The sequence below is a fragment of the Nocardioides sp. T2.26MG-1 genome, from assembly GCF_950101795.1.
Classification (GTDB): Bacteria; Actinomycetota; Actinomycetes; order Propionibacteriales; family Nocardioidaceae; genus Nocardioides.
The window spans coordinates 232438-253630 of the sequence record NZ_CATNLZ010000034.1 but is presented as its reverse complement, the minus strand read 5'-3'; the positions used below and the strand labels follow the sequence as shown (position 1 = coordinate 253630).

Genomic DNA, 21193 nt, shown 5'->3' with positions numbered 1-21193 from the left:
ACCGCTTTCCACCAACCCCGCGCGGGTCCACGCACCGGCAAGGAAACCAGCAGCCAACGCACGCGCCAAATCCCGCCTCACGGGTGCGCGCTTGGCCTGGGCGAAGACCACGGGTCGGCGTAGAAAGGGTGCGGCAGCGCTGCTCGACCTGTCCCGTCGTGCGCGCGATCACCTGCAGCGAAGCGCAGCGCCTCGCGCGCGATGCGATGCCTGAACGTACCGATGGCCCCCGGGGTAGCCCCGGGGAGGCGAACTGACGACACGCGCCAGTGCACCGTCTCGAGATTGCGCTGCCGCACAGGCCCCACCCTAGCCACCAGCTTCAGAACACGCTTCGAGTCAAGGACACGCCGTGCCCACAAGCGTTGGTGATGCCTGCAGTCATGTCGCCGCCTGTGACTGTCAAGGTCGGGCCGACCTGCGCTGATCTCCGGTTCGTTCACGTCCCGCGAGCGGATCAGCATCTGGTGCGTGACCAGTGCGGGATCCCGCACCGGCACGCTCCGCGAGCCCATCCCGCACCGGCACGCTCCGCGAGCCCATCCCGCACCGGCACGCTCCGCGAGCCCATCCCGCACCGGCACGCTCCGCGAGCCCATCCCGCACCGGCACGCTCCGCGAGCCCATCCCGCCCCGGTGCAGCCACGCGGTGAGGCTTCGGCGTCCTTGGCCACGCTGCCCAAGAGACGGGAGCATCGACAGGGAACCTTTCGCCGGGATGGTGCGTCTTGTCGACGACAGCGGACGGCTGCAGGGAACGGAGGCGCGATGACGGACGTGGACGACTTCAGCGCGTTCGTTAGCGCCAGGTGGCCCCGCCTGGTGCGGTCAGCCATTCTCCTCGGTTGCTCGCCCGCGGAGGCCGAGGACGTTGTGCAGGCCGCCCTCGAACGCTGCCTGCGCAGCTGGAGCAAGGTGCAGAAAGCCCACAACCGAGACGCCTACGTGCACCGCACCTTGGTCAACACGTTCATCTCCTCTCGGCGCGGGCGCTCTCGCAGGGAGACCCCGGTCGGCTTCCGTGCGGACCAGCCTGTCGGCGACGCCACGCACCAGGTCGACGGCACCAGCGCCATTGCGCAAGCACTCAGGCGCCTACCTGAGGACCAACGCATCGCCGTCGTGCTGCGCTACTACCTGGGCCAGACGGAAACCGAGATGGCTGACGCTCTCGCCGTCGCGCCCGGCACTATCAAGAGCCGCCTCTCTCGCGCCAAGTCAGCTCTGGCCACTGACCCCGACCTCATCGAACTGCGGGAGCTGCGATGACCGAACAGTCCCTCACCGACCTTCTCGAACGCCTAGGCAACCAGACCACGGTCGGGGCGCCACCCGTCGAGCAGATGGTCAGTCGCGTCCGGCGTCAACGTCGGCTGCGCGCTGCGGCCGTCACTGTCGCGGCCACCCTCACCGCGGCCGTCGCCGCCACAGGCGTCGTAGCCGCGCTTGGCGGGTCCAAGACACCTCCCGCCGCCGACCGCGGCGTCGACCCCACCACGGCCCAAACCCCGACATCCGCGAGCGGTGACACCCTCGGCCCCACGCCCTTGGACGGAACATGGCAGGTGACCGCCCTTGTCGGTACGAACGGAAGGTCAGTCCTGCCCACTGACGCCCAGCCGATCGACCTCGTCATCGAGAACGGACGGATGACCGGCACCACCGGCTGCAACAACTTCACCGGCGCCCCCCAGCAGTACGACGAACGCGAACGCTCCATCATCTACACCACCACGGTCACTGGCGCGCCGAGTACGCCCAGCATCGTCTGCGTTGCTGTCGACACAGTCGCCGAGCGGCTCGACGTGGTGCGGCACTTCAACCGCACCGAGGAGAACACCCTTACGCTGCACGCAGCGAACTGGATGATCGTGTTTCAGCTGGACCTCATCGCCCCCGCCACCAACGGCGCCCCGACCACCGCCACTCTCGCTTGCCTGCCAGTCGCTCCGCGAGAGCTACCCGACGGGGCACCCGCCGGCCGCAGCCGCGAGATAGTCAGCGTCACAGGTCAGGAGACCGTCCGGCAGTTCAGCTGGGGGAACGGCAAGAACACCGTCACCCAGCAGGCTGGAAACCCCCTCCGGGTACCTGAGGACCTTTCCCAGGCCCAGCAGGCACCAATGCGGGACACCACCGCCCGCCTGATCCCCATCGGCGACCCCGGCCAGATCGCCTTCGTCTTCACCATCGAGGGCTGCACCTACACCAACTGGATCGGCCCGGGCATCGATATGGTCGCAGCCCGGGACTACGTCACCCGCTACTAAACGAAGAGCCCTCGACTTCCCGCGACATCCCCGCTGTGAGGGGATAGCCCATGCCGTGTACTCCGTCCGTGACGAAGGCCTGGGTGTCGAGGAGACATCAGCGACGTGCGCGTCCTACCGCGTGTGATTGTCAAATGCCGACGGGCGGGGCCGGCACTCCGGTCCGATCGTCCCGGAGGCCGAACGACTCCCCGGCGTCATTCATGCTCAACGACCATGCTCGAGTCGACGACGCCCCATCGCCGCAAGCGGATGGGCATCTGGGACCCGTCGTCGGCTCGTGCGCGGGCCGACGGGGTCTCTGTGCTGGACGAGCCGACATCGACTTTCGGGTCGCGGCTTACTCGCGGGCTGCGGCGAGGGTGATCGGGTTGGTGCGGGTGGCGAGCCAGGTGCCGATCGTGGCGGTGCCGACAACGGCGGTGATGCTGACCGCGGTGAGGGTCAGGAGTGTGGCCCAGGGGATGACGAGTACGGGTTCGCCGAGGAGTGTCAAGAATCCCCGGCGTGCTGCAAGCAGGCAGCATGCGGCGGCAGCAGCGCCCAGAATGACACCGATGGCTGAGACGGCGAGGGCCTCGAGTGCTGAGGTGCGGATGGTCTGGCCTCGGGTGAGTCCGCTGAGTCGGGCGACGGCGAGCTCGCGTTTGCGGGCGGCCGCGGCGAGCGCGACGGCGTTGATGACGGCGATGAGCGCGTAGAGGCCGCCGAGTCTCGCGGAGCGCGCCAGTGCAGGATCCCGCACTGGTCACGCTCCGCGTGACGATCCACTCAGGGCACTGACAGCCAACCTGTCACCTGCTCGTGCAGCAGACCCCAGCGGCAGATCCTGCGGTTGCAGGGGGTAGGTCGAGAACTACCAGTTGGCCTCACGGCATGGGTGGTGGCCTGGCAGGCACTGTGCGGCAAGTCTCGCCGTTGCAGCGGTCGGTCGGCGCGATGTATGCCCTTTGCGTGGCCGTCGTGGCGGGTGTGGGATTCGTCGGCGATTCGACTTCCACGATTCTGCTCGCCGCAGTGCTGTCGCTTCCAGCAAGCATGATTGCCGTGCCCGGCTACTACCTGGCGTACGGCCTACTGGCGCTTGTTCCCGGTGCCAACCCCTCTGGGAGTTCGGGCTCTGCATCGTGCACGGCGGCTGGCGAGTGCAACTCATCGGCAACAGGAGGTCTGCCGCACTGGTTTGTGGTCACCACGGACGTCGTCGGCGTCCTCGCATTGACCTGCGCAGCGCTTGTCAACGTTCTCGCGCTCCGAATCCTGACCGATCGTCGACGGGGCGCAGGGAGGGTCTGAGCCCGCTCGTCGAGCTGTCAGCGCAGATCACGGCCATAGCAGGATGCGATGCCCGCAACGGGGATCCGGACGAGCGTAGCCGCCCTCAACGCGGCAGATCCAGAGGGCCGCACCGGTCGAAAATGCCACCTGACATCGCAACGGCCTCCACCTGAGAGTCCAACTCGCGTCGTCACATCAGAGGCCGGACGCTCCGCCGCCCCACAGAATCACGATGCCCAGTCCGATGAGGACGATCGGAAACAGCACATGCTCCCAACGCTCAAGGACCTCGTTGATACCCGGACGAGTGGCAACGAACTTCGCCAGCACGACCAGCGCCGCCACCAGGATGAGGAATACGACGCAGTACGCGGCAGTCGCGGCGGGACCCACGTTGAGGAAGACAGGAACGTAGACCCCGATGTTGTCACCACCGTTGGCGAAGGTGACTGCGGCGACCGTCCAGGCCGCCACAGACTTGCCCGCGACCTTCGCCTCGTCATCGTCATCGTCGCCGTCACGCCAAGCCTGCCATGCCGCCCAGAGGCCCAAGGCCAACGGGATGAGGCCGAAGTAGGGGATTGCCTCCTCGGGCAAGAAGGCTCCTGCCCCCAATGAGACGAGCACCGCTGCGGCCAAGATGCCAGCGAAGCCGAGGTACTGACCGGCCAAGATTCGAGTTGTGGTCCCGCTTCGTCCGGCTCCTCGGGCAAAGAACAGCGAGAGCACGATGATGTCGTCGATGTTGGTGGCAATGAACAGCCCGAACGCCTGAAGTGCGGAAGTCAGGATCACGCGCCGACCCCTCCGCTGCCGCACTCCGGCAGGGAACAGGCCGGGTCAATGCACGGTGCACTCTCGTCGACCGCGAGCGTGACCTCCACCAGGGCGGTGAGTGCTCGCGCCAGGTGCGGGTCAGCGATGGCATAACGCATCTGGCGACCCTGCGGTTCCGCGACAACGATGCCGCAGTCCCGCAGGCACGAGAGGTGGTTCGACACGTTGGATCGGGTCAAGCCAAGATCTGCCGCCAGTTCGGCGGGATACGCGGGCCGCTCCAACAGGATCATGAGCAAACGCGAACGGGTCGGATCGGCCATTGCCCGACCAAGCCGATTCATCACGTCCAGGCGCGTGGCGACGGTCAACATGGCCGAGACAGTACAGCAGTCGCTGAACTGTTGATCTGTGGGGGGTAGCCCTGCCCGATGTCGGCCGTTGGCTCGACGCGCATCCGCGAGTGCGGTCGACAGAATGCCGACGCGCTCTCATCGCAGTTCCGGGTGTTCCGGTACGCCGACAGGCGGTGGAGAGACGTACTCATCGCGGCTGTCAGGACGTGTCCGGATCGGAGGTCGAGCGCCACGCTCCCGTCGAGGGAGCCCGGGAGATACTAAAGGTCAAGGGGTCGGGGTGACCCACCACGCGGCTTCGGGAGGTTGGTCATGAAGGTCGAGTTGCTCTACTTCGAGGGCTGCCCGAACTGGACCGTGGCAGATGAGCGGCTGGCGCAGGCGCTGACGACCCTGAGGCGTGACGACATCACGGTGGAACGACGCCAGGTGGAGACCACTACTCAGGCCGAAGAGTTCGGTTTCACCGGCTCCCCGACGATCCGGGTCGACGGCCGCGACCCCTTCGCGACCGGTGAGCAGCACGTCGGGCTGGCCTGCCGGGTCTACTCGACCCCGAAGGGTCTGAGTGGCTCGCCGACGGTCGAGCAGTTGGTGGAGGTGTTGTCGTGAAGCGCCTCGTACTCATCGTTCTCGGGGGGTACCTGCTCGTCGCGGTCGGCAACAAGGTCGCGGAAGCAGCGGGCATGATGACGTGCGGCTGCGCCGACGACTGCTGGTGCAAGCGCCCGGGTTTGAGCCCGTTCCGGTGGGTATTTCCGTGGCGGCACCGCGGTCCTCACACGGCTCAGGAGAAGGCCACTCTGGAGCACGCGCAGGCGTAGCCGACGGGAATCCGGCGCCGGGGCGACCGAGGACCCGTGGGCCCCTGTGGTGTCGCGCGATCAATCCCTGACAGAGCGGACTTGGAGTTCGGTGGGGCTCGTTTAGGGGAATAAGACCACCACCACAGCGGGTCGTCCGGAATTCGGCATGTGCGGACGCCCGGGTGCGGCTACTAGGAGACTTCCGGCAGGGTCGGGGTCTGGCCAGACTCTGATCCAGGTGATCGGCGGGACGCTCTCATTGCGGCTGCCCACCCGCTTGCGGGTGTGGCTCTCATCTGGACTGCGACCCCGTCGGTCACCGTGACGAGGCGTGGCTCAAGAGGGGTCTGCCCAGCTCGTAGTAGCACTGCCCACCTCGCCGTTCCGCTGGATCCCAGGCACAGACGAGGTGAGCAGATGAATAGCACGAAGAAGGGCGTGATCATCGGGGTCGATCCCCACAAGGTGTCGGTGACGATCGAGGTCGTCGACAGCCACGAGCAGCTCCTCGGCGGTGGCCGGTTCGACACCACAGGGGCCGGGTACGCCGCGATGACGCGTTATGTGAAGCAGTGGCCCGACCGTGTCTGGGCGGTCGAGGGCGCCAACGGCGCGGGCCGTCCGCTGGCCCAACGGCTCCTCGCGGCCGGCGAACAGGTCGTCGACGTGCCGGCCAAGCTCGCCGCGCGGGTGCGGCTCTTCGACACCGGCCACAACCGCAAGACCGACGCCTTGGACGCCCACTCGATCGCGGTCGTCGCGGTCCGCACCGACGGCCTGCGGGTGCTGGTCGAGGACGGCGAGCTCGAAGCCCTGCGGATGCTCACCGACCGCCGCGACGAGCTCGCCCACCAGCGCGTGCAGACCGTCAACCGGTTGCAGCGTCTGCTCAGCGAACTGCTGCCCGGCCAGCGCAAACGTGACCTGTCCGCCACCCAGGCGAACGCGATGCTCGCCACCGTCCGCCCCCGTGACATCGCCGGCAAGACCCGACGACGGATGGTGGCGAACGCGATGCTCGCCACCGTCCGCCCCCGTGACATCGCCGGCAAGACCCGACGACGGATGGCCGCGGAGGAGATCGCCGACCTGGTCGCGGTCGACGCCAAGCTCAAGAAGATCAAGGCCGAACTCACGGCTGCGGTCCTCGAGCGTGGCTCGCACCTGATGGACATCTACGGCATCGGACCCGCCGGCGCTGCCCGGGTGCTGGCCGACGTCGGCGACATCGCCAGGTTCGCGGACCGGAACCGGTTCGCGTCCTGGACCGGCACTGCACCCATCGACGCCTCATCCGGCGAGCAGACCCGTCACCGCCTGTCCCGGGCCGGGAACCGACGCATGAATCACCTGCTCCACGTCGCCGCGGTCGTGCAGATCCGCCACGACACCGAGGGCCGCGCCTACTACCGACGCAAGCTCGCCGCTGGCAAGACCCCGATGGAAGCCCTGCGCTGCCTGAAGCGACGCCTGTCCGACGTCGTCTACCGCCAGCTCGTCACCGACTCGCAACTCGACGTTGGAGCAGGTCCGGGAGGGCACTGCGGGGCGACTCTTCAATCCAGCGCGGCCGACTCGCACCCGCTCATCGACACTTCGGATCAGCCACTTCCCGGACCCGCACAACCGACGCTACGCCGACCACCAGCAGCCCGGAAGACCCTCGCCAAAGCCGCTCCTTGACACAGAGGGGAGCCAGATCCGGATGTCCAGTTCGGCGCCCCTGCGGAACCCGAGGCACAGCGACCCCGCAGTTACGCCGACGAGCCCCTACTTGCACTTATCACCTGCCGCTCACTAGAACCAGAGCGAGGTGCGCTGCCTGCCGGTGTCGTACGTGCACTGGAACCCCGGCGGGCTCCACGACCACCCGTACTCGACGGACCTCCAGTCAGGGTCGCCCGGACCGTCTGCACTGCACGCAGCCTCCATGCGCGTCCACCCGGTGCGGTAATAGCCCACCGACACCGCAACGACCAGTGCTGACAAGAGGCAGAACGCGACTAACCGTCTCACCGACATCACCCTAGGGACGTCTGACGCCCCGCTCTGCGCTCATGGGCAAGCCTTCACACGATCTCCATAAGCCGCTGACCCACACAGCGGCCAACACGCGGCATGCTCCATCCATGACCACTCTGGAGTCGGAACGTCCTGCGGACTACCTCACTCGCCTAGCCGCGTCGGAACTAGGGCAGGCGTACAAGGCCCTCGTCGTCGATGAGATGCAGATCGACGACGGCGCCACCGTTCTGGACCTGGGCTGCGGCCCGGGCGCGGACCTACAGGCGTTCGCCGACGCAAGCGGTCCCCAAGGACGCGTCATCGGGATCGACAGCGACAGCGAAGCCATCGAGGTGGCTCGACGACGGGTGGCAGTCGACAAGCAGATCGAAGTCGCAGTCGGGGACGTTCATCGCGTGCCCATGCCAGCGCACTCAGTCGACCGAGTCCACACGGACAGGGTCATCCAGCACGTGGACCATCCCGAAGCGGTCATCGCTGAGGCCGCTCGGGTACTTCGCCCTCGTGGCATCGCTGCATTCGCCGAGCCGGACTGGGACACCCTCGTCATCGACTTCCCACGTCCTGAGGTCCACTCGTCCTACCGCCGTTTCATCGTGGACCACGTCGTGCGCAACGCGCGCATCGGACGCCGCATCGCCAACCTCTGTGACGAACAAGGCCTGAGCGCGATACGCGTCATCCCTGTCACCGCCATCTACCGCGACGCAGCCTCAGCGGATCGAGTCTTCGGCTTCGCACGAGTGACCCGGCGCGCGGTAGAGGCGGGCTACCTGTCAGCGGCGGATGCGGACGAGTGGCTCGGGCACCTGAGTACCCAACGCTTCTTCGCGTCGGTGAGCCTGTTCGTCACGCTCGCCCAGAAGCCCGGCTCGTAGGGTGCCCGCATCTCGGCAGATCCGCGCAGTCGGCAGGCGAGGGCTGAATGTTGGCACGCTGTCTCGCTACGCCCTTCCGATGCACTTGACGGCCGGCTGTTGGCCGGTGCGACGTACTGGGATGGACACCACCACCCTCCCTGCCCTGCTGAACGTCGATGATCCGATGCTGCGCCTGGCCGTCGCAGCCCACCTGGCCCGCTACAAGGGACAGAGCCGCGCCCACACCGCCTCCGACCTCAACGCCTACCTGCGCTGGTGCCTCGAACGAGACGTGATGCCGCTGCAGGCTCAGCGAGCGCACGTCGAGCTGTACCTGCGCTGGCTCCAAGAGATACGGCACCTTCGCCCCTCGACGGTGTCGCGTCGGCTGTCGGTGCTGGCCACGTTCTACCGGACCTGCGTCATCGACCAGATCCTCGACCACTCACCGGCCGAGTTCGTGCGCCGCCCTCACGTCCCGCTCGAGTCACCCACCCTCGGTCTGAGCCACCTTCAGTTCGAGGCCATCCTCACCGCCGGCCGCGACTCCGCCAACCTCAACGACTTCGCACTGGTCGCGATGCTCGGACTGCTCGGCCTGCGCATCTTCGAGGCCACCGGCACCGACGTCCAAGCGCTCGGCGAAGCTCGCGGCCACCGCGTGCTCAGCGTTCACGGGAAGGGCGACAAGACGGCTGTGGTCCCACTACCGCCGGCTGTCGGTCGCGCCATCGACCGAGCAGTCGAGGATCGCGTAGACGGCCCGATCCTGCTCAACCGGCGCGGCCGACGGATGGATCGGCACGCCGCCACCCGACGGCTCCGAGCACTAGCCCGGTCCGCCAACGTCACCACCGCTCGCATGCACCCGCACATGCTGCGCCACACGTTCGTCACCACGATGCTCGACGCCGGCGTCGACCTGCGCGACGTCCAGGTTGCCGCCCGCCACGCCGACCCCCGCACGACCATGCGCTACGACCGAGCTCGCAACAACCTCGATCGCCACCCGAACTACATCCTGGCTGCGTTCATGGCCTCAGCCACGTGACAACCGCACATGCCGATGTGCGTGCACGTTCTTGCCGATGAGGACTCAGCACCTCCACCACGGCAACCAAACTGTCCGGCCTCGCGTCTACGGTGAGTGCCGTCAACAAGGTGGAGAGGTGGCTTGCCGGTGAAACACAGGGGCGTGGCGGCATTGTGCGGGGCGCTACTCGGGGCTACGGGTTGTTCTGCCGGAGTCACAGCAGACACGGTGGCACCTCCTGCTCCCGAACGGACCGCCGCCTCCACGGCATCGCCTACCTCGCCTACCTCGCCTTCAGAAGCCCTCGGCTCGATCCCCGACGCTCTTCGACAGACGCTCCCTACCACGACTGAGCCAGTCGAGGGCGGCATTGACATCGACCTCATGAGCGCCATCGCCGCACCAAAGGTCGACGAAGCGCCGGTCGGCAGAGGAATGCTGCTCGCGCAGTTGCTCCTCGAATCGACCGACGTCAACCGCGAAACGATTCGAGCGGGCCACCCCTACCTCATGACGCAGACGGGCGATTGGCGGCAGTTCGACCTCCAGCGGTACGGGTTCGGTGCCGTCGCTTACGGGGAACTGTCGATGGCAATCTCCTCGGACGGTCGCAAGGTGGCTCTGGCGGACCCTTCTGGACTCGTGACTGTTGACCTCCGGAACAACGGCTTTCGACGGTTCAATCTGCCTGTCCATCACGCCGTCGCCATGGTGTGGTCCTCGGACGGGGCGACGCTCTTTCTCAAGGACCGGCACAGCAGCAAGCGACCCTGCGGACCGAAGGGCTGCGCCCTAGACGTGGCTACCGGAGACCTCACTGCCGTCCCCTACGACCTTTTCTACGCCACGCCAGGAGCAGTTGCGGAGACGTTCGAGGTGAAGGGTTCGACCAAGTCGCGCCCTGGACGAGTCATCACTTATCAGGAAGGCGCGGCATCCACGGCCGTGGAGTTGGCGTATCGCATCTCGCCGTACACCGCCGGTGGTCCGACTGCTGCCCGACATGTTGCTTTCCCACAGTGCTCACTCACTCCAAAGGCGCGGGAGGCGGGTGGTGTCGTTGTCGTGGAGCCACCGACGGGCACGGTCGTTGCCATGCTTGCGAGCAAGCCGGGGCGTCAGTGCCACCTCGGGGCGCAAGCATGGCTCACGGACCGCCACCTGCTGGTTGACGACTGGCGAAGCGGCGACCTCTGGTTGTGGGACGTTCAGAATGAACTCGTCTCCCATGTCGCAACCTCCCAAGCGACCGGCCTGAACGTGCAGGTGGCCCGCGGAGTCATGGCGCAGCATTTCCGAGAAATCCTGCGGCCCTAGCGGGTCCTGTGCGCAGCGACAGCGAATCTCTGTTCGAGAGGCTGCGAGGCGTGACCGGGCCACTCCGAACGCCCGGATCTGCCGCTGATAGTGCGCAGCTCCGACGCCGGCGACACATCGAGTCCCGCTCGGGGATCCGCTTGCGGGACTCCTCCTTCACCGTCCGAGCGACCGGGTCTCAGGAATTTCCTTGGATTTCGGGGGGACGCTGTTTGACCTGTGCAAACGTAACGCGGGCTGCCGCGTCCCCCCGCCCTTCGACGGCCCAGGGGGACGCATAGGGGGACGCTGAGCCGCCACGCTGCGGCCGTGACCAAAGTCAGTGGCGTCAAGGTGTCCGATTCGTGCGCCTCGCGGTTGCTTATCCGTGGCGTGAGGATGTTGCGACGACTCTCGGCCCACGCCGCGCGGTACGCAACGACATGGTCATGTCTGGCTTCCGGGGTGATCCGTATACCTCAGGTCGGGGTGCTCGATCGTCTTGAGGTAGCGGGTGGCGCCTTCGACGCTGAGTCCGAAGAGGTCGTAGATGCGGCGTACGTCGCCGCCGGTGGCGTGGATCTCGTGCAGGATGCGGTCCTCTCGCAGGGCGCGCGGGCGGATGCGGCTGTCCCTCCAGGGAAAGGACGGACCGCCGGGGACGAGACGTGGCGCGGTGCGTCGGTTGATGAGCAGGTGCGGGTTCGCGGTGGCCGGCCAAGTGCGGTTGCGGTGGTCGAGCCAGGCGCTCAGCCGTGTCCTCACGGGTGCGGCGAGTGGGATGTCGCGGCCATCGAGGTGGAGGCGGCCGTCAACGATGTCGCTCAGCTGCAGCTCACGAACCTGCTTGCCGGTCAGCCCGTGGAAGGCCACCACAGCGACGGCCAGCGCGACGGCCGGGTTCGGCGAGTCGAGCTCGGCGCGGATCAAGGCGGGGTCCAGCGGCAGCGGGAGGGTCGTCGGCACGCGGGTCAGGTCGATGCCGCGCATGGGGTTGGTGAAGACGAGTCGGCGGCCTTTGAGGATCTTGAACAGCGACTTCAGGCCGATCTCGGCGAAGTGGCGTTGGCTGGTGCTGGGAGGCAGGGCCGCGAGGGCGGCCAGGATGTCGTCGGTGCTGATCTCGGCGAACGACTGGCGCCCGGTTTCGACCCATCCCTGTACGACGGGCGCGAGACCTTGGATGTGGATCTCGACGGTCTCGGGTTCGCGGGGCAGCTGGCGTGGTGCTTGTCGGGATCCGCCGAGCATGATCTGAAGCCACAACTGAAGGTGATTGCGCATCGTGTCCGGGAGGGCTCCGGACGCGATGAACTTGGCGTTGAAGTACCGCTCGACCCGGGTCGGGACGTCCTCGATCAGGAGCCCGGCTTCCGCGAGGACGTCGAGGGTGGATGTGATGGTGCCGTCGTAGCGGCGCAACGCCACGACGTCACTGGCGCGGACCTTCGCGGTGGGAGTAGGACGCAGGATCTGCAGCAGCCGCAGGGACTGGATCACGGCATTGCGCTGCCTGACGCTCCAGCCATAGCGGCGGGCGTGATCGGCGACGATGGCCGCGCAGTACCGGGTCAGTTCGCTGTCCTCGACCAGGAGGCGTTGGCGCAGCACCTCGGGGTCGGGGTGCATGTCGAACAGGGTCAGCTGTTCGAGCGCGTGGTCGTCGAAGCTGGTGCCGGGCTGGCAGGGCAGCTGGTTCTTGTTCTTCGTCGACCAGCGATGGTCCCAGCGGACGTAGTCGGGCAGCGGTGTCACGCGCCGCTTGAAGACCATGTTCGCGAAGAAAAGTTGCTGGCTGTCCTTGCTCGCCGCGGCGACGTCGGGTGCTCGGCCGGCTTCCTGTTCGAAGCGGGCATTCTCGAGGCACAGGCGACAGGCTTGACGGTCGCTGACGTGGCTGGTGCGGCCGCAGCAGGCGCAGGTGCCTTTCGGGTAGTGGCTCTGCCACCAGCGACACGACCAGCAGGTCCAGTTGTGGCGGGGGTAGACGCCCCAGGCCAGGCAGCCCTTGCAGGATCCGATGTGCTCGGGGCTGCGGGGATGGCACCGGCTGCACAGGCCCTGGCTGAAGTAGTCGGTTCGTGTGCGGCAGCGGTTGCACGGTGGAGCCGTGAATGGCCCGCCTGGCAGGCACTGGTAGCAGAAGTCGACCCTGGGGCTGGTCCACGCGACGCGGTTGCTCTGGCAGGCGTTGCACTTGGGCGGCAGCCGCAACGCGGCGTTGGGTCCGGGCGCGGGCATCTCGATCGTCTCGTGCTCGTCGTGTCCGTGAGCGGTGGGGGTGCGGGCTACAGCGGTGGGGTCGAGCGGGGCTTGCCGAGCCGCGGTGTGACCGCCGGTGGCGTGCCGCCGTTGCCGTTCGGATCGCCATGGCCGTTTCCGCCGTTGCCGTTGGCTGCGTCGGTGTTGCGGGGACGCCGCGCGGCGACCTTGTCCGGCTCGGTTTTCATCAGGTCGTTCGGGGTGCATTCGAGCACGGCGCACAGCACGTCGAGCTCTTCGAGGCGCATCGTCGGCGGGGTCCCGGCCCACCACGACGACATCTTCCCGGCGGAGATCTCGAGCCCGGCATCTGCCAGCATCCGCCGCAGCTCTGCGGACTTCCAGATCCCTCGTTCGGCGGCCCGAAGCCGCAGGCTCCACTGCATCTGGATCCTCTCCTTCAGTGCACTAGTCGGGTCAGTTCGATCAGTCGATATGGAGGCCCAAGCGGGCCTCGACGCGGTCGCTCGCGCTGTTCCACGCGCGCTCGATGTGGTCACTGCGGACGTGAAGGTACCCCGAGGTCGTCGCCAACCACTGGTGCCCAAGCAACTCCTGGAGCGCCTTGATGTCCATCCCGGCCGCGTACAGCGACGAGGCGCAGTAGTGCCGCAGCACGTGTGGCGTCATCCGCCCCGACCACGCCGGCAACCATTCGTCGACCTGGATTCCCAGGGCGCGGCGCAGCGCGTTCGCGCCGACACGTCCGCACCGGTCCAAGTCGCGGTCGAACCGCTCAGACGGCAGCAGCGGCGCGTCCGGGGCGGCCCAATCCTCGCCGTACTGCGGGCGGACCTCGGCCAGCCACCAGTCGATCAACTGGTTCGCGCCGTTGATCGCCGGCACCAGCCGTGGCTTTGGCCCGCGGCCGCCGGAGCCCTTGCCGTGGCGGACGTGGAGCTTGCCGAACTCACCCAGATCGGGGCGCCAGTCGCGGATGTCGAGCATGACGGTCTCGTTGATCCGCAGCCCGAGTCGGCGCCACAGCGAGGCGGCGAAGTAGTCGCGGGCCGCCGGCCGGTACTTGCGCGCCTGCGTGACCGACCCGCGCCACGCGGTGAACAGCGAGTCGATCTCCTCATCCGAGGGCGGCACCCGGACCTTGCCCAGCGACGCCCCCGACTGGCGGTTGAACTCATCGATCGGCTGCTCGACCAAGACACCGGTCGCGCGGCGGATCGTGCCCTCGTAGCGGGCGATCACGAAGTCGTAGAAGCCCGCCAGCGCGCCGGCCTTGCCCGCGCGGGTCGACACGCTGAGTCCCCGCCGGCGCTGCTGGGCCAAGAAGGCGTCCGCGTCCGCGCAGGTGGCCTCCCACAGGGGAGTCGACAGCGAGCGAGCGAACTCGATGACGATCGCCCGAGTCCCCCCGATGTGGCGGTCCGTCAGACCTGCTGCGGACATCGCCAGTGCGTACTGGTCAACGAGCGCCTGCTCGAAGTCCTGGACCGCCTGCGTACCTATCAGTGCCGGTCCAGCAGCGCTGCCACCCGGCAATGCCACCAAGCCCATCAGTCACCATCTTCAAGCGAGACGATCATGCGTCGACAGTACATCGAAACCATCAGCCAGAGTGACGAGTCTTCAATTCAAGTGCTGACGAGTGTCGAACCGGCACGACCTGCACGAACTCAGATCAGGGCCTCCGGGCGTCCGATCGAACCTGAGTTCCTCGAGACAGCGGCCTGAGCCGCTCGGGACTGACCTGTCGTGAAGAAGCTGCTGCTCGCCGGACTGCCGGTCCTGATCATCTTCATGGGCCTGCCGCTGCTGGTCTCCCTGATGGTGGTCATGAGCACGACCGCGGCCGCGGAGTGCCGCACCCAGACCAACCAGACCGCCCCCACCGAGCTCGGGGACCTCGGCGTCATCGACGGGCCTGTGGGCGGTCCGGTCAAGGGCAAGGTCACCCTGGCGCAGGCCAACATCCCGCGCCGGTCCGGCCTGGACGGCTTCCGTGCGTCCATGCCCAAGGTCCTCTCGACCAACCCTGACTTCGTCACCCTCAACGAGGCCAGCGGGTGGACCCTGGCGCAGATCGAGGCCGCCGCCCCCGGCTACGGCGCCTTTCGGGTTGCCGACCACACCGGCGACAACAACTCCATGGGCAACGTCGTGCTCTGGAAGCGCGACACCTGGTCCAAGGCCAACGGCGGCCGGGTCACCCTCGTCGTCGACGACAACACCTACTACCAGGGCCGGGCGGTCACCTGGGACCGGTTCGCCACCTGGGTGATCCTCGAGCGCGCCGACGGCGCCGTGGTCTCGGTCATCTCCACCCACCACATGACCAACCCGCACAAGTACCCCCGGCAGCACGGCAACCCGCCGCTGACCCGGCCCCAGCAGTACGGCGCCGGCATGGACATCCTGCTGCAGCTGCGCAACTCGCTGGCCACCCACGGACCCGTGCTCATCGGCGGCGACATGAACACCCACGCCTCCTACACCGACCTGCCGTGGGCGGCAGCCGCGAAGATGAAGGCCGCCGGCTACGGCTGGCACAACCACGCGGTCGACTTCGTCTTCTTCCCCCAGCACCAGGACGTGCGCCTCGAGCGGGGATGGTCCGGAACGATGGTCTCCGACCACCACTGGATCTCCGCCCGCCTCTCCATGAACGGCGCCGGCCCCGAGAGCGCGCCGGTACCCGCGGCCACCAGCGACGGCGTCGTGAACGCCGCCCACACCACGAGGACGGCGGCCGCGCCACCATCCGGGAACGTGCTCGCCCAGCTGATGCGGCTGCGGTTCGCCTCCAGCTACCCGACCATGAACGCCGAGCAGGCCCGCAACGCGATCACCATCGCCCAGGTCGCCCGCGACCTCCAGATTCCCCGCCGCGGCCTGCAGATCGCCATCGCCACCGCCATCCAGGAATCCAAGCTGGTCAACCTCACCGGCGGCGACCGCGACTCCGGCGGCCTGTTCCAGCAGCGCCCCTCGCAGGGGTGGGGCAGCCGTGCCGAGGTCACCAACCCGGTCCTCGCCGCGCGGGCCTTCTTCGGCGAAGCCCAGCACACCGGCAACCCCGGCCTGCTCGACATCCCCGGCTGGCGGAACATGCCGCTGACCGAGGCCGCCCAGGCCGTGCAGCGCTCGGGCTACCCCGACGCCTATGCCCAGTGGGAGGACGTCGCCGGCGACATCACCGACCTGCTCGGCGGCGACCTGCCCGACCTTCCCAACGACGGCTCCACCACGAACGTGGCCAACTGCCAGGGCGAGACCGTCAACCCGGTCACCGTCGGCACCCTCAACCTGCTCGGCGCCGGCCACACCGACAAGGCGGGGGAGCGGCCCGGCTACGACACCTGGGACAAGCGACTGCCCGGAGCCATGCGCACGATCGAGAACGCAGGCGTCACGATCGCCGGCCTCCAGGAGGTGCAGGGCCCGCAGGCCAACGCGCTGGAGAACCAGTACGCGGCCAAGTGGGGGAACTACCCGGCCAGCGGGAAGGCACAGAACCGGGTCATCTGGGACCGCAACGAGTGGAAGCAGACCGACGGCCGCCTCGTCGACATCCCTTACTTCGGCGGCAAGGACGTCGGCATGCCCCTGGTGCAGCTGACGTCGACCACCACCGGCCAGGTCATCTGGGTGTGGAGCATCCACAACCCGGCCAACACCCACGGGAACACCGCCGCGCACCGCAAGGAAGCGCTGCGGCGCCAGCTGGCCACCATGACCGACGTCGCCGGCACCGGGATCCCGGCGGTGATCCTGGGCGACTTCAACGACGGCAAGGACGGCAACAACTCCTCACACTGCGCGCTCACCCCCGAGCTCACCAACGCCTTCGGTGGATCGGCAGAACCCTGCAAGAAGCCCAAGAAGGACGCGCCGATCGACCACATCTACGGCGCCAACCTCACCTGGGCCAGCGCCGAGGTCGACAACAGCACCAAGGCCAACAAGATCGCCGACCACCCGCTGGTGGTCGCCACCACCGCCGGCAGCAGCGCGGGCTGCGCGGTCGCGCAGGCAACCAACTACAACCTCGGCCCGGTCAAGCCGCAGCTGACGCAGCTGGTCAACATCCTCGGCCCGATGTTCGACATCAAGACCGTCGGCGGCTACCGCGCGAGCGCCACCGACCCCAACGGCCACCCGGCCGGGCTCGCGGCCGACTTCATGGTCCCCCTCACGCCCGCCGGCAAGGCCCAAGGAGACGCGCTCGTGGCGTACGCACAGGCCCACGCTCGCGAGCTCGGGATCGACTACATCATCTGGTACCAGCGCATCTGGTCCGTCGCGCGCGCCGACGAGGGCTGGCGGCGGATGGAGGACCGCGGCTCCGCTACCGCGAACCACATGGACCATCCGCACATCAACGTGCTGCCCAACGCCAAGGTCACCCCGATCGGTCTCGACGGCGCGAGCTGTGACGAAGTGGTCTACCCGGTGCCGGCGAAGTACATCGGCGCCGACAACCACAACTGGCACGAGACCGGCCCCTACTGGTCCAACTGGCACACCGGCACCGACTTCTCCGCGCCCTGCGGGACCACCGTCTACGCCGCCCACGCCGGCACCATCGAGATCGACACCACACAGCGCTCCTGGGCTGGTCCCCAGCTGGTCAAGGTCACCACCGGCGCCGGAGGCCTCACCACCTGGTACGCCCACATGCAGAACATCAGCGTGAGCCGCGGTCAGACCGTCGCCGCCGGCGAGCCGATCGGGCAGGTCGGCAAGGAGGGCAACGTCTCGGGCTGCCACCTCCACTTCGAGGTCCACCTCAAGAACGGCTCGATCTACGGCCCCGACAACGTCGACCCGTCCACCTGGCTCGCGGAGAACGCCTCGCGCCCGAGCCGCGCCGTGTGATCGCACCGGAGGGCTGACCGCACATAGGTGACCAGCGAGGCCCAACGACCCACGACCGCCCGGAGGTGGCCAACCGATGCAGCGCGACCGACGACGAGACCCCTACCCCTGGACCTGGGAGGTCCCGCTAGCAGTGACGCTGGCGACCCTGTTCGTCATCGTCATCGGCATCCAGCTCGGCCGATCGGTGGCCAACCTGCTGGCCGGCGCCGGGTGGACCTGGCCCGACGCCAACGCCGGCGCCTTCCCCTCACCGATCGGGACCGCGTTCTGGACCAGCTTGCCCGGCGTCCTCGGCGGTAACGCGGAGGCGGGACTGCCCACCCCGGTCCCCGACGACCTCGCCGGCCGCGGCCTGGTGTGGGCCAGTCTCGCGCTGACCGAGCTCTCGCTGCTGGCCGCGACCGTCTGGGCCGGCGTCTGGGCCTACCAGCGCTGGGGGCCCGGCCGGATGCGCGGCATGGCGACCGCAGCCGAGGCCGAGAAGCTCCTTGGAGTCACCCGCCTGCGCAAGGTCGCCGGCATCGTCCGCCCCGACATCTACGGCAAGCACGCCGCCGCCGCGGCCGCGCCGATGCAGCGCACTTCCGGCGACCACACCGAGCATCCCGGCCCGCAGCTCGGCCACGGGCTCAGCCCCTGGCTCCTGGACGGCCGACGAACGAAGGAGGAGCGATGAAGCTGAGGTTCGACCCGTGGGACGTCGGCTGGCGGATCGGTGACGCGCACGAGCCGAGGGGCGGCGAGCTGTGGGTGCCGTGGGACCGCACCGCCGGCGTGATCGGCCCGCAGGGCTCCGGCAAGACCCTCGACCTGCTCACCCCTGCGCTGCTCGGCGCCCCAGGCGCCGCCCTGGTGACCCTGACGAAGGTCGAGGACCTGCTGCTCAGCCTGACCGAGCGCTCCCGCGGCGACCGGCCGTGCGTGGTGCTCGATCCGTTCGGGCTGGCCGAGGGCGTCGTCGACGAGCTGATCTGGGATCCGATCGCTGGCTGTGTCGACCCCAAGGTGGCCGAGCGTCGCGCCAAGGCGTTCACCGCCGGCACCGTCAAGGGCGCGATCACCGGGGGCACCGGGGACGATGCTGCGCGGTTCTACGCCGCGGAGTCCGCGAAGGTGCTGCAGGGCTACTTCCACGCCGCGGCGCTGACCGGGAAGACGCTCGAGGACGTGCTGCAGTGGGTCGCGAATCCGACCGCGGCCACGCAGCCGATGGAGATCCTGCGCCGGCATCCGCACGCCGAGCCGTTCTGGCACGGCCTGCTGCACGGTGCGCTCAACGGCGACGACCGCACCGCCGGCAACACCGTCACCACGGTGCAGCAGGCGGTGTCGCTGTTCTTCCAGGCCGACATCCGCCGCCGCTGCATTCCCAGCCCCGGACACCCCGCCACCGACCTGACCGACGTGATCCGCCGCCGCGGCACCATCTACCTCCTCGGCCGAGAGGACCCCTACGCGTCGGCCAGCCCGCTGATGACTGCGGTGGCCGAGCACGTGCTGGACACCGGCCTGGTGCTGGCCAACAACTCACCGTGGGGCGGCCGGCTGTGCCCGCCGCTGGTCTCGGTGCTCGACGAGCTCCCGTCGACCGCGCCGCTGCCGACGCTGCGGACCCGGATGGCCAACGAGCGCGCACTGGGGCTGTCGTTCATCTGGGCCGCCCAGACCCGGCCCCAGCTGACCAGCATCTTCGGTGAGCACGAGGCCCGGGCGCTGCTGGGCCTCACCAACGCCCTGGTCATGTTCGGCGGGTCCAAGGACGTCGCCTTCAACCAGGAGATCTCCGACCTCCTCGGCCAGGTCCGGATCGGCCGGCGCACGCACCGCGGTGGTGGCGGCGGCTACGAGGGCGACGACATCGCGATCATGCGGCCCGAGGAGGTCCGCCAGCTCCCCGAGCGGCAGGCCCTGGTGATCGCCGAGAACGGCAAGCCGATCATCGCCAAGCTGCACCGCTGTGTGGAGGGCAAGGCAGGCGAACGCCTCCTGGCCGACCAGCGGGCATTGCGCGAGCGCCTCACCAACGACCGGCGCATGGTCATCACCCCCGAGGCCCGCGCCACCGCGGCACTCGTCGAGGCACGCCGTCTCGGCTTCGTCGACGACGACCACGCAAGGAGTGATGACCTGTGACCACCGAGCAGCAGACCCGCCGGGCGGCGCCCGCGCTGATGGTCTTCCCGTTCCCCATGCCCGGCGACCACGTGCGGCTCGCCTACCGGGAGCTGCACATCGCCATCAACGGCACCGAGGAGGAGAAGAAGGCTCTCGGCAACCACGCGCTGTTGCCGCGGCCGTGGGAGCCGGCCTCCTGTCTGGACCCCGATCTTCGGCACGACCTGTGGGAGTGGCTCGAGGACGTCGTGATCTGGCTGAACCGCGAGTACACCTGGGACGTCTCCGGCCTCATCCCCAGCTGCTGGCCCCTGCACCCGCACCTGGTTCACGAGATCGCCGTCCTGGCCGACCAGCGCCGACGAGCCGGGCTGGCGATGACCAGCGACGCCCTCGAGGAGTGGCACCGCTACTGCCTGCCGGCATTCACCGACCGCATGCGCAACAGGCTGCGGGCCCACTGCGACGACGAGCACAAGACGTGGCCGGCCAAGCCGCGACACAACGAGCACCTGGCCGAAGCCAGCCGCCAGCGGCGCGAGAACGCCTTCGCCCACGACGTCGACGCCCTGCCGGTCAACAGGCGGGCGCACGCGCAGCCGTCGGCGCCGGCCGGGCCGCCGAGGCTCGGACTCGTCGACCTCGACACCGGCGAGATCCAGGACGACGAGCTCGACGGCCCACAGCCGCGTACCCGCACCGAGAAAGGACCGAGAGAATGACACAGGCACCGATGCAGATGAAGGAGCGCTCCGAGGCCATCCAGCGAGCCCAGCGCGCACTCAAGGCGCTCGGCGAGCACCCGCGCTCGAGCAAGAAGGAGCTCGGCCACGCGCGCGAGCACGTCAACGCCTGCTACGCCCACGCATCCGGGGAGCACGTGTGGAACGCCGTGGCGCAGGTCGAGGCGATGGCTGAGCGCCGCTACGGCCTGCCGAGCACCGAGGAGCAGCGACAGCTCGTCGAGGCGAGCGAGGACCTCGAGGAGCCTGCGACAGCCTCCCGCGGCCGTGCTGCGGAGGACCGCGCGATCCCGTCGACGTCGCCGGCCCCAGACGTGGACCGCGCGGCCGCTCCAGCGCGATGAAGGGCATGCGACGGGCTCGAATCGGGCTCACAACGCCGCTGGGCGACGCCGAACCACCTCTTTCGGGCACTCGTGGCCCGTTCGGTTGTCAGGGAGCGATTCTGAGCGCTCTCCTCACTGCCATCACCTCGGCGTAGAACGGGTCCAATCCCGTGACCTCAGCGCTTCTTCTCGTCGTGGCGATCGCCTACC

At 68.4% G+C, this 21193-nt stretch carries 19 protein-coding genes; 13 read left to right on the top strand and 6 right to left on the bottom strand.

The window, feature by feature from the left end; translation table 11 throughout:
- The first annotated feature begins 768 nt into the window (after nt 1-768).
- Both QQZ14_RS21615 and QQZ14_RS21610 read left to right on the top strand, forming a co-directional pair.
- Nucleotides 769-1269: a SigE family RNA polymerase sigma factor gene (locus QQZ14_RS21615; protein WP_284536490.1), complete on the top strand. Its 501-nt coding sequence runs from the start codon at nt 769-771 to the stop codon at nt 1267-1269.
- Nucleotides 1266-2270, top strand: coding sequence for an META domain-containing protein (locus QQZ14_RS21610; protein ID WP_284536489.1), 1005 nt, complete (start codon nt 1266-1268; stop codon nt 2268-2270). The genes QQZ14_RS21615 and QQZ14_RS21610 overlap by 4 nt, the downstream gene beginning before the upstream one ends.
- 340 nt (nt 2271-2610) lie before the next feature.
- Here QQZ14_RS21610 and QQZ14_RS21605 read toward each other — a convergent pair whose 3' ends face one another.
- Nucleotides 2611-3015, bottom strand: a complete 405-nt coding sequence (locus QQZ14_RS21605) for an FtsX-like permease family protein (RefSeq protein WP_284536488.1) — start codon at nt 3013-3015, stop codon at nt 2611-2613.
- A 209-nt stretch (nt 3016-3224) separates the two neighbouring features.
- On the opposite strand from QQZ14_RS21605, the gene QQZ14_RS21600 reads away from it, so the two are divergent.
- Nucleotides 3225-3566: a hypothetical protein gene (locus tag QQZ14_RS21600; protein WP_284536487.1), complete on the top strand. Its 342-nt coding sequence runs from the start codon at nt 3225-3227 to the stop codon at nt 3564-3566.
- A gap of 177 nt (nt 3567-3743) precedes the next feature.
- On the opposite strand, the gene QQZ14_RS21595 is transcribed toward QQZ14_RS21600, so the two are convergent.
- Both QQZ14_RS21595 and cmtR read right to left on the bottom strand, forming a co-directional pair.
- Nucleotides 3744-4343 carry a cadmium resistance transporter gene (locus QQZ14_RS21595; RefSeq protein ID WP_284536485.1) on the bottom strand — a complete coding sequence of 200 codons (600 nt, stop codon included), beginning with the start codon at nt 4341-4343 and terminating at the stop codon, nt 3744-3746.
- Nucleotides 4340-4699, bottom strand: a complete 360-nt coding sequence (cmtR, locus tag QQZ14_RS21590; RefSeq protein WP_284536484.1) for a Cd(II)/Pb(II)-sensing metalloregulatory transcriptional regulator CmtR — start codon at nt 4697-4699, stop codon at nt 4340-4342. Before cmtR ends, QQZ14_RS21595 begins: the two co-directional genes overlap by 4 nt.
- 306 nt (nt 4700-5005) lie before the next feature.
- On the opposite strand from cmtR, the gene QQZ14_RS21585 reads away from it, so the two are divergent.
- From QQZ14_RS21585 to QQZ14_RS21565, 5 genes are all read left to right on the top strand, one after another.
- Nucleotides 5006-5293: a DF family (seleno)protein gene (locus QQZ14_RS21585; protein ID WP_284536483.1), complete on the top strand. Its 288-nt coding sequence runs from the start codon at nt 5006-5008 to the stop codon at nt 5291-5293.
- Nucleotides 5294-5904: 611 nt separating this feature from the next.
- Nucleotides 5905-7170 (top strand): IS110 family transposase, encoded by a 1266-nt coding sequence (locus QQZ14_RS21580; protein WP_284536482.1) that lies wholly within the window; start codon nt 5905-5907, stop codon nt 7168-7170.
- A 446-nt stretch (nt 7171-7616) separates the two neighbouring features.
- Entirely contained in the window at nt 7617-8390 is a 774-nt protein-coding gene (locus QQZ14_RS21575; RefSeq protein WP_284536481.1) for a methyltransferase domain-containing protein, read from the top strand.
- A 121-nt stretch (nt 8391-8511) separates the two neighbouring features.
- Nucleotides 8512-9423, top strand: coding sequence for a tyrosine-type recombinase/integrase (locus QQZ14_RS21570; RefSeq protein ID WP_284536480.1), 912 nt, complete (start codon nt 8512-8514; stop codon nt 9421-9423).
- 366 nt (nt 9424-9789) lie between these two features.
- Nucleotides 9790-10722 carry a hypothetical protein gene (locus tag QQZ14_RS21565; RefSeq protein WP_284536479.1) on the top strand — a complete coding sequence of 311 codons (933 nt, stop codon included), beginning with the start codon at nt 9790-9792 and terminating at the stop codon, nt 10720-10722.
- 426 nt (nt 10723-11148) lie between these two features.
- Here QQZ14_RS21565 and QQZ14_RS21560 read toward each other — a convergent pair whose 3' ends face one another.
- The 3 genes from QQZ14_RS21560 to QQZ14_RS21550 are packed head-to-tail and all read right to left on the bottom strand — an operon-like array spanning nt 11149 to nt 14475.
- On the bottom strand, nt 11149-12942 hold the full coding sequence (locus tag QQZ14_RS21560) for a hypothetical protein (protein WP_284536478.1): 1794 nt from the start codon (nt 12940-12942) through the stop codon (nt 11149-11151).
- 47 nt (nt 12943-12989) lie between these two features.
- The gene (locus QQZ14_RS21555; protein WP_193671128.1) at nt 12990-13349 is read right to left on the bottom strand and encodes a helix-turn-helix domain-containing protein; all 360 of its coding nucleotides are present in this window, start codon (nt 13347-13349) and stop codon (nt 12990-12992) included.
- Between the two features lie 40 nt (nt 13350-13389).
- Nucleotides 13390-14475, bottom strand: coding sequence for a tyrosine-type recombinase/integrase (locus QQZ14_RS21550; RefSeq protein ID WP_284536477.1), 1086 nt, complete (start codon nt 14473-14475; stop codon nt 13390-13392).
- Between the two features lie 198 nt (nt 14476-14673).
- Here QQZ14_RS21550 and QQZ14_RS21545 point away from each other — a divergent pair, with 198 nt between their 5' ends.
- From QQZ14_RS21545 to QQZ14_RS21525, 5 genes are all read left to right on the top strand, one after another.
- Nucleotides 14674-17796, top strand: coding sequence for a peptidoglycan DD-metalloendopeptidase family protein (locus tag QQZ14_RS21545; protein WP_284536476.1), 3123 nt, complete (start codon nt 14674-14676; stop codon nt 17794-17796).
- Nucleotides 17797-17929: 133 nt separating this feature from the next.
- Nucleotides 17930-18475 carry a hypothetical protein gene (locus tag QQZ14_RS21540; RefSeq protein WP_284536475.1) on the top strand — a complete coding sequence of 182 codons (546 nt, stop codon included), beginning with the start codon at nt 17930-17932 and terminating at the stop codon, nt 18473-18475.
- Entirely contained in the window at nt 18472-19932 is a 1461-nt protein-coding gene (locus tag QQZ14_RS21535; RefSeq protein WP_284536474.1) for a type IV secretory system conjugative DNA transfer family protein, read from the top strand. The genes QQZ14_RS21540 and QQZ14_RS21535 overlap by 4 nt, the downstream gene beginning before the upstream one ends.
- On the top strand, nt 19929-20636 hold the full coding sequence (locus QQZ14_RS21530; protein ID WP_284536473.1) for a hypothetical protein: 708 nt from the start codon (nt 19929-19931) through the stop codon (nt 20634-20636). Before QQZ14_RS21535 ends, QQZ14_RS21530 begins: the two co-directional genes overlap by 4 nt.
- The gene (locus QQZ14_RS21525) at nt 20633-21001 is read left to right on the top strand and encodes a hypothetical protein (protein WP_284536471.1); all 369 of its coding nucleotides are present in this window, start codon (nt 20633-20635) and stop codon (nt 20999-21001) included. The genes QQZ14_RS21530 and QQZ14_RS21525 overlap by 4 nt, the downstream gene beginning before the upstream one ends.
- The last annotated feature ends 192 nt before the right edge of the window (nt 21002-21193 follow it).

Bases quoted from the DNA above. Each gene is read 5' to 3' on its own strand.
- QQZ14_RS21615 (WP_284536490.1), top strand. From the start codon at position 769: ATGACGGACGTGGACGACTTCAGCGCGTTCGTTAGCGCCAGGTGGCCC.
- QQZ14_RS21610 (WP_284536489.1), top strand. From the start codon at position 1,266: ATGACCGAACAGTCCCTCACCGACCTTCTCGAACGCCTAGGCAACCAG.
- cmtR (WP_284536484.1), bottom strand. From the start codon at position 4,699: ATGTTGACCGTCGCCACGCGCCTGGACGTGATGAATCGGCTTGGTCGG.
- QQZ14_RS21580 (WP_284536482.1), top strand. From the start codon at position 5,905: ATGAATAGCACGAAGAAGGGCGTGATCATCGGGGTCGATCCCCACAAG.
- QQZ14_RS21575 (WP_284536481.1), top strand. From the start codon at position 7,617: ATGACCACTCTGGAGTCGGAACGTCCTGCGGACTACCTCACTCGCCTA.
- QQZ14_RS21570 (WP_284536480.1), top strand. From the start codon at position 8,512: ATGGACACCACCACCCTCCCTGCCCTGCTGAACGTCGATGATCCGATG.
- QQZ14_RS21565 (WP_284536479.1), top strand. From the start codon at position 9,790: ATGAGCGCCATCGCCGCACCAAAGGTCGACGAAGCGCCGGTCGGCAGA.
- QQZ14_RS21560 (WP_284536478.1), bottom strand. From the start codon at position 12,942: ATGCCCGCGCCCGGACCCAACGCCGCGTTGCGGCTGCCGCCCAAGTGC.
- QQZ14_RS21555 (WP_193671128.1), bottom strand. From the start codon at position 13,349: ATGCAGTGGAGCCTGCGGCTTCGGGCCGCCGAACGAGGGATCTGGAAG.
- QQZ14_RS21550 (WP_284536477.1), bottom strand. From the start codon at position 14,475: ATGGGCTTGGTGGCATTGCCGGGTGGCAGCGCTGCTGGACCGGCACTG.
- QQZ14_RS21535 (WP_284536474.1), top strand. From the start codon at position 18,472: ATGAAGCTGAGGTTCGACCCGTGGGACGTCGGCTGGCGGATCGGTGAC.
- QQZ14_RS21525 (WP_284536471.1), top strand. From the start codon at position 20,633: ATGACACAGGCACCGATGCAGATGAAGGAGCGCTCCGAGGCCATCCAG.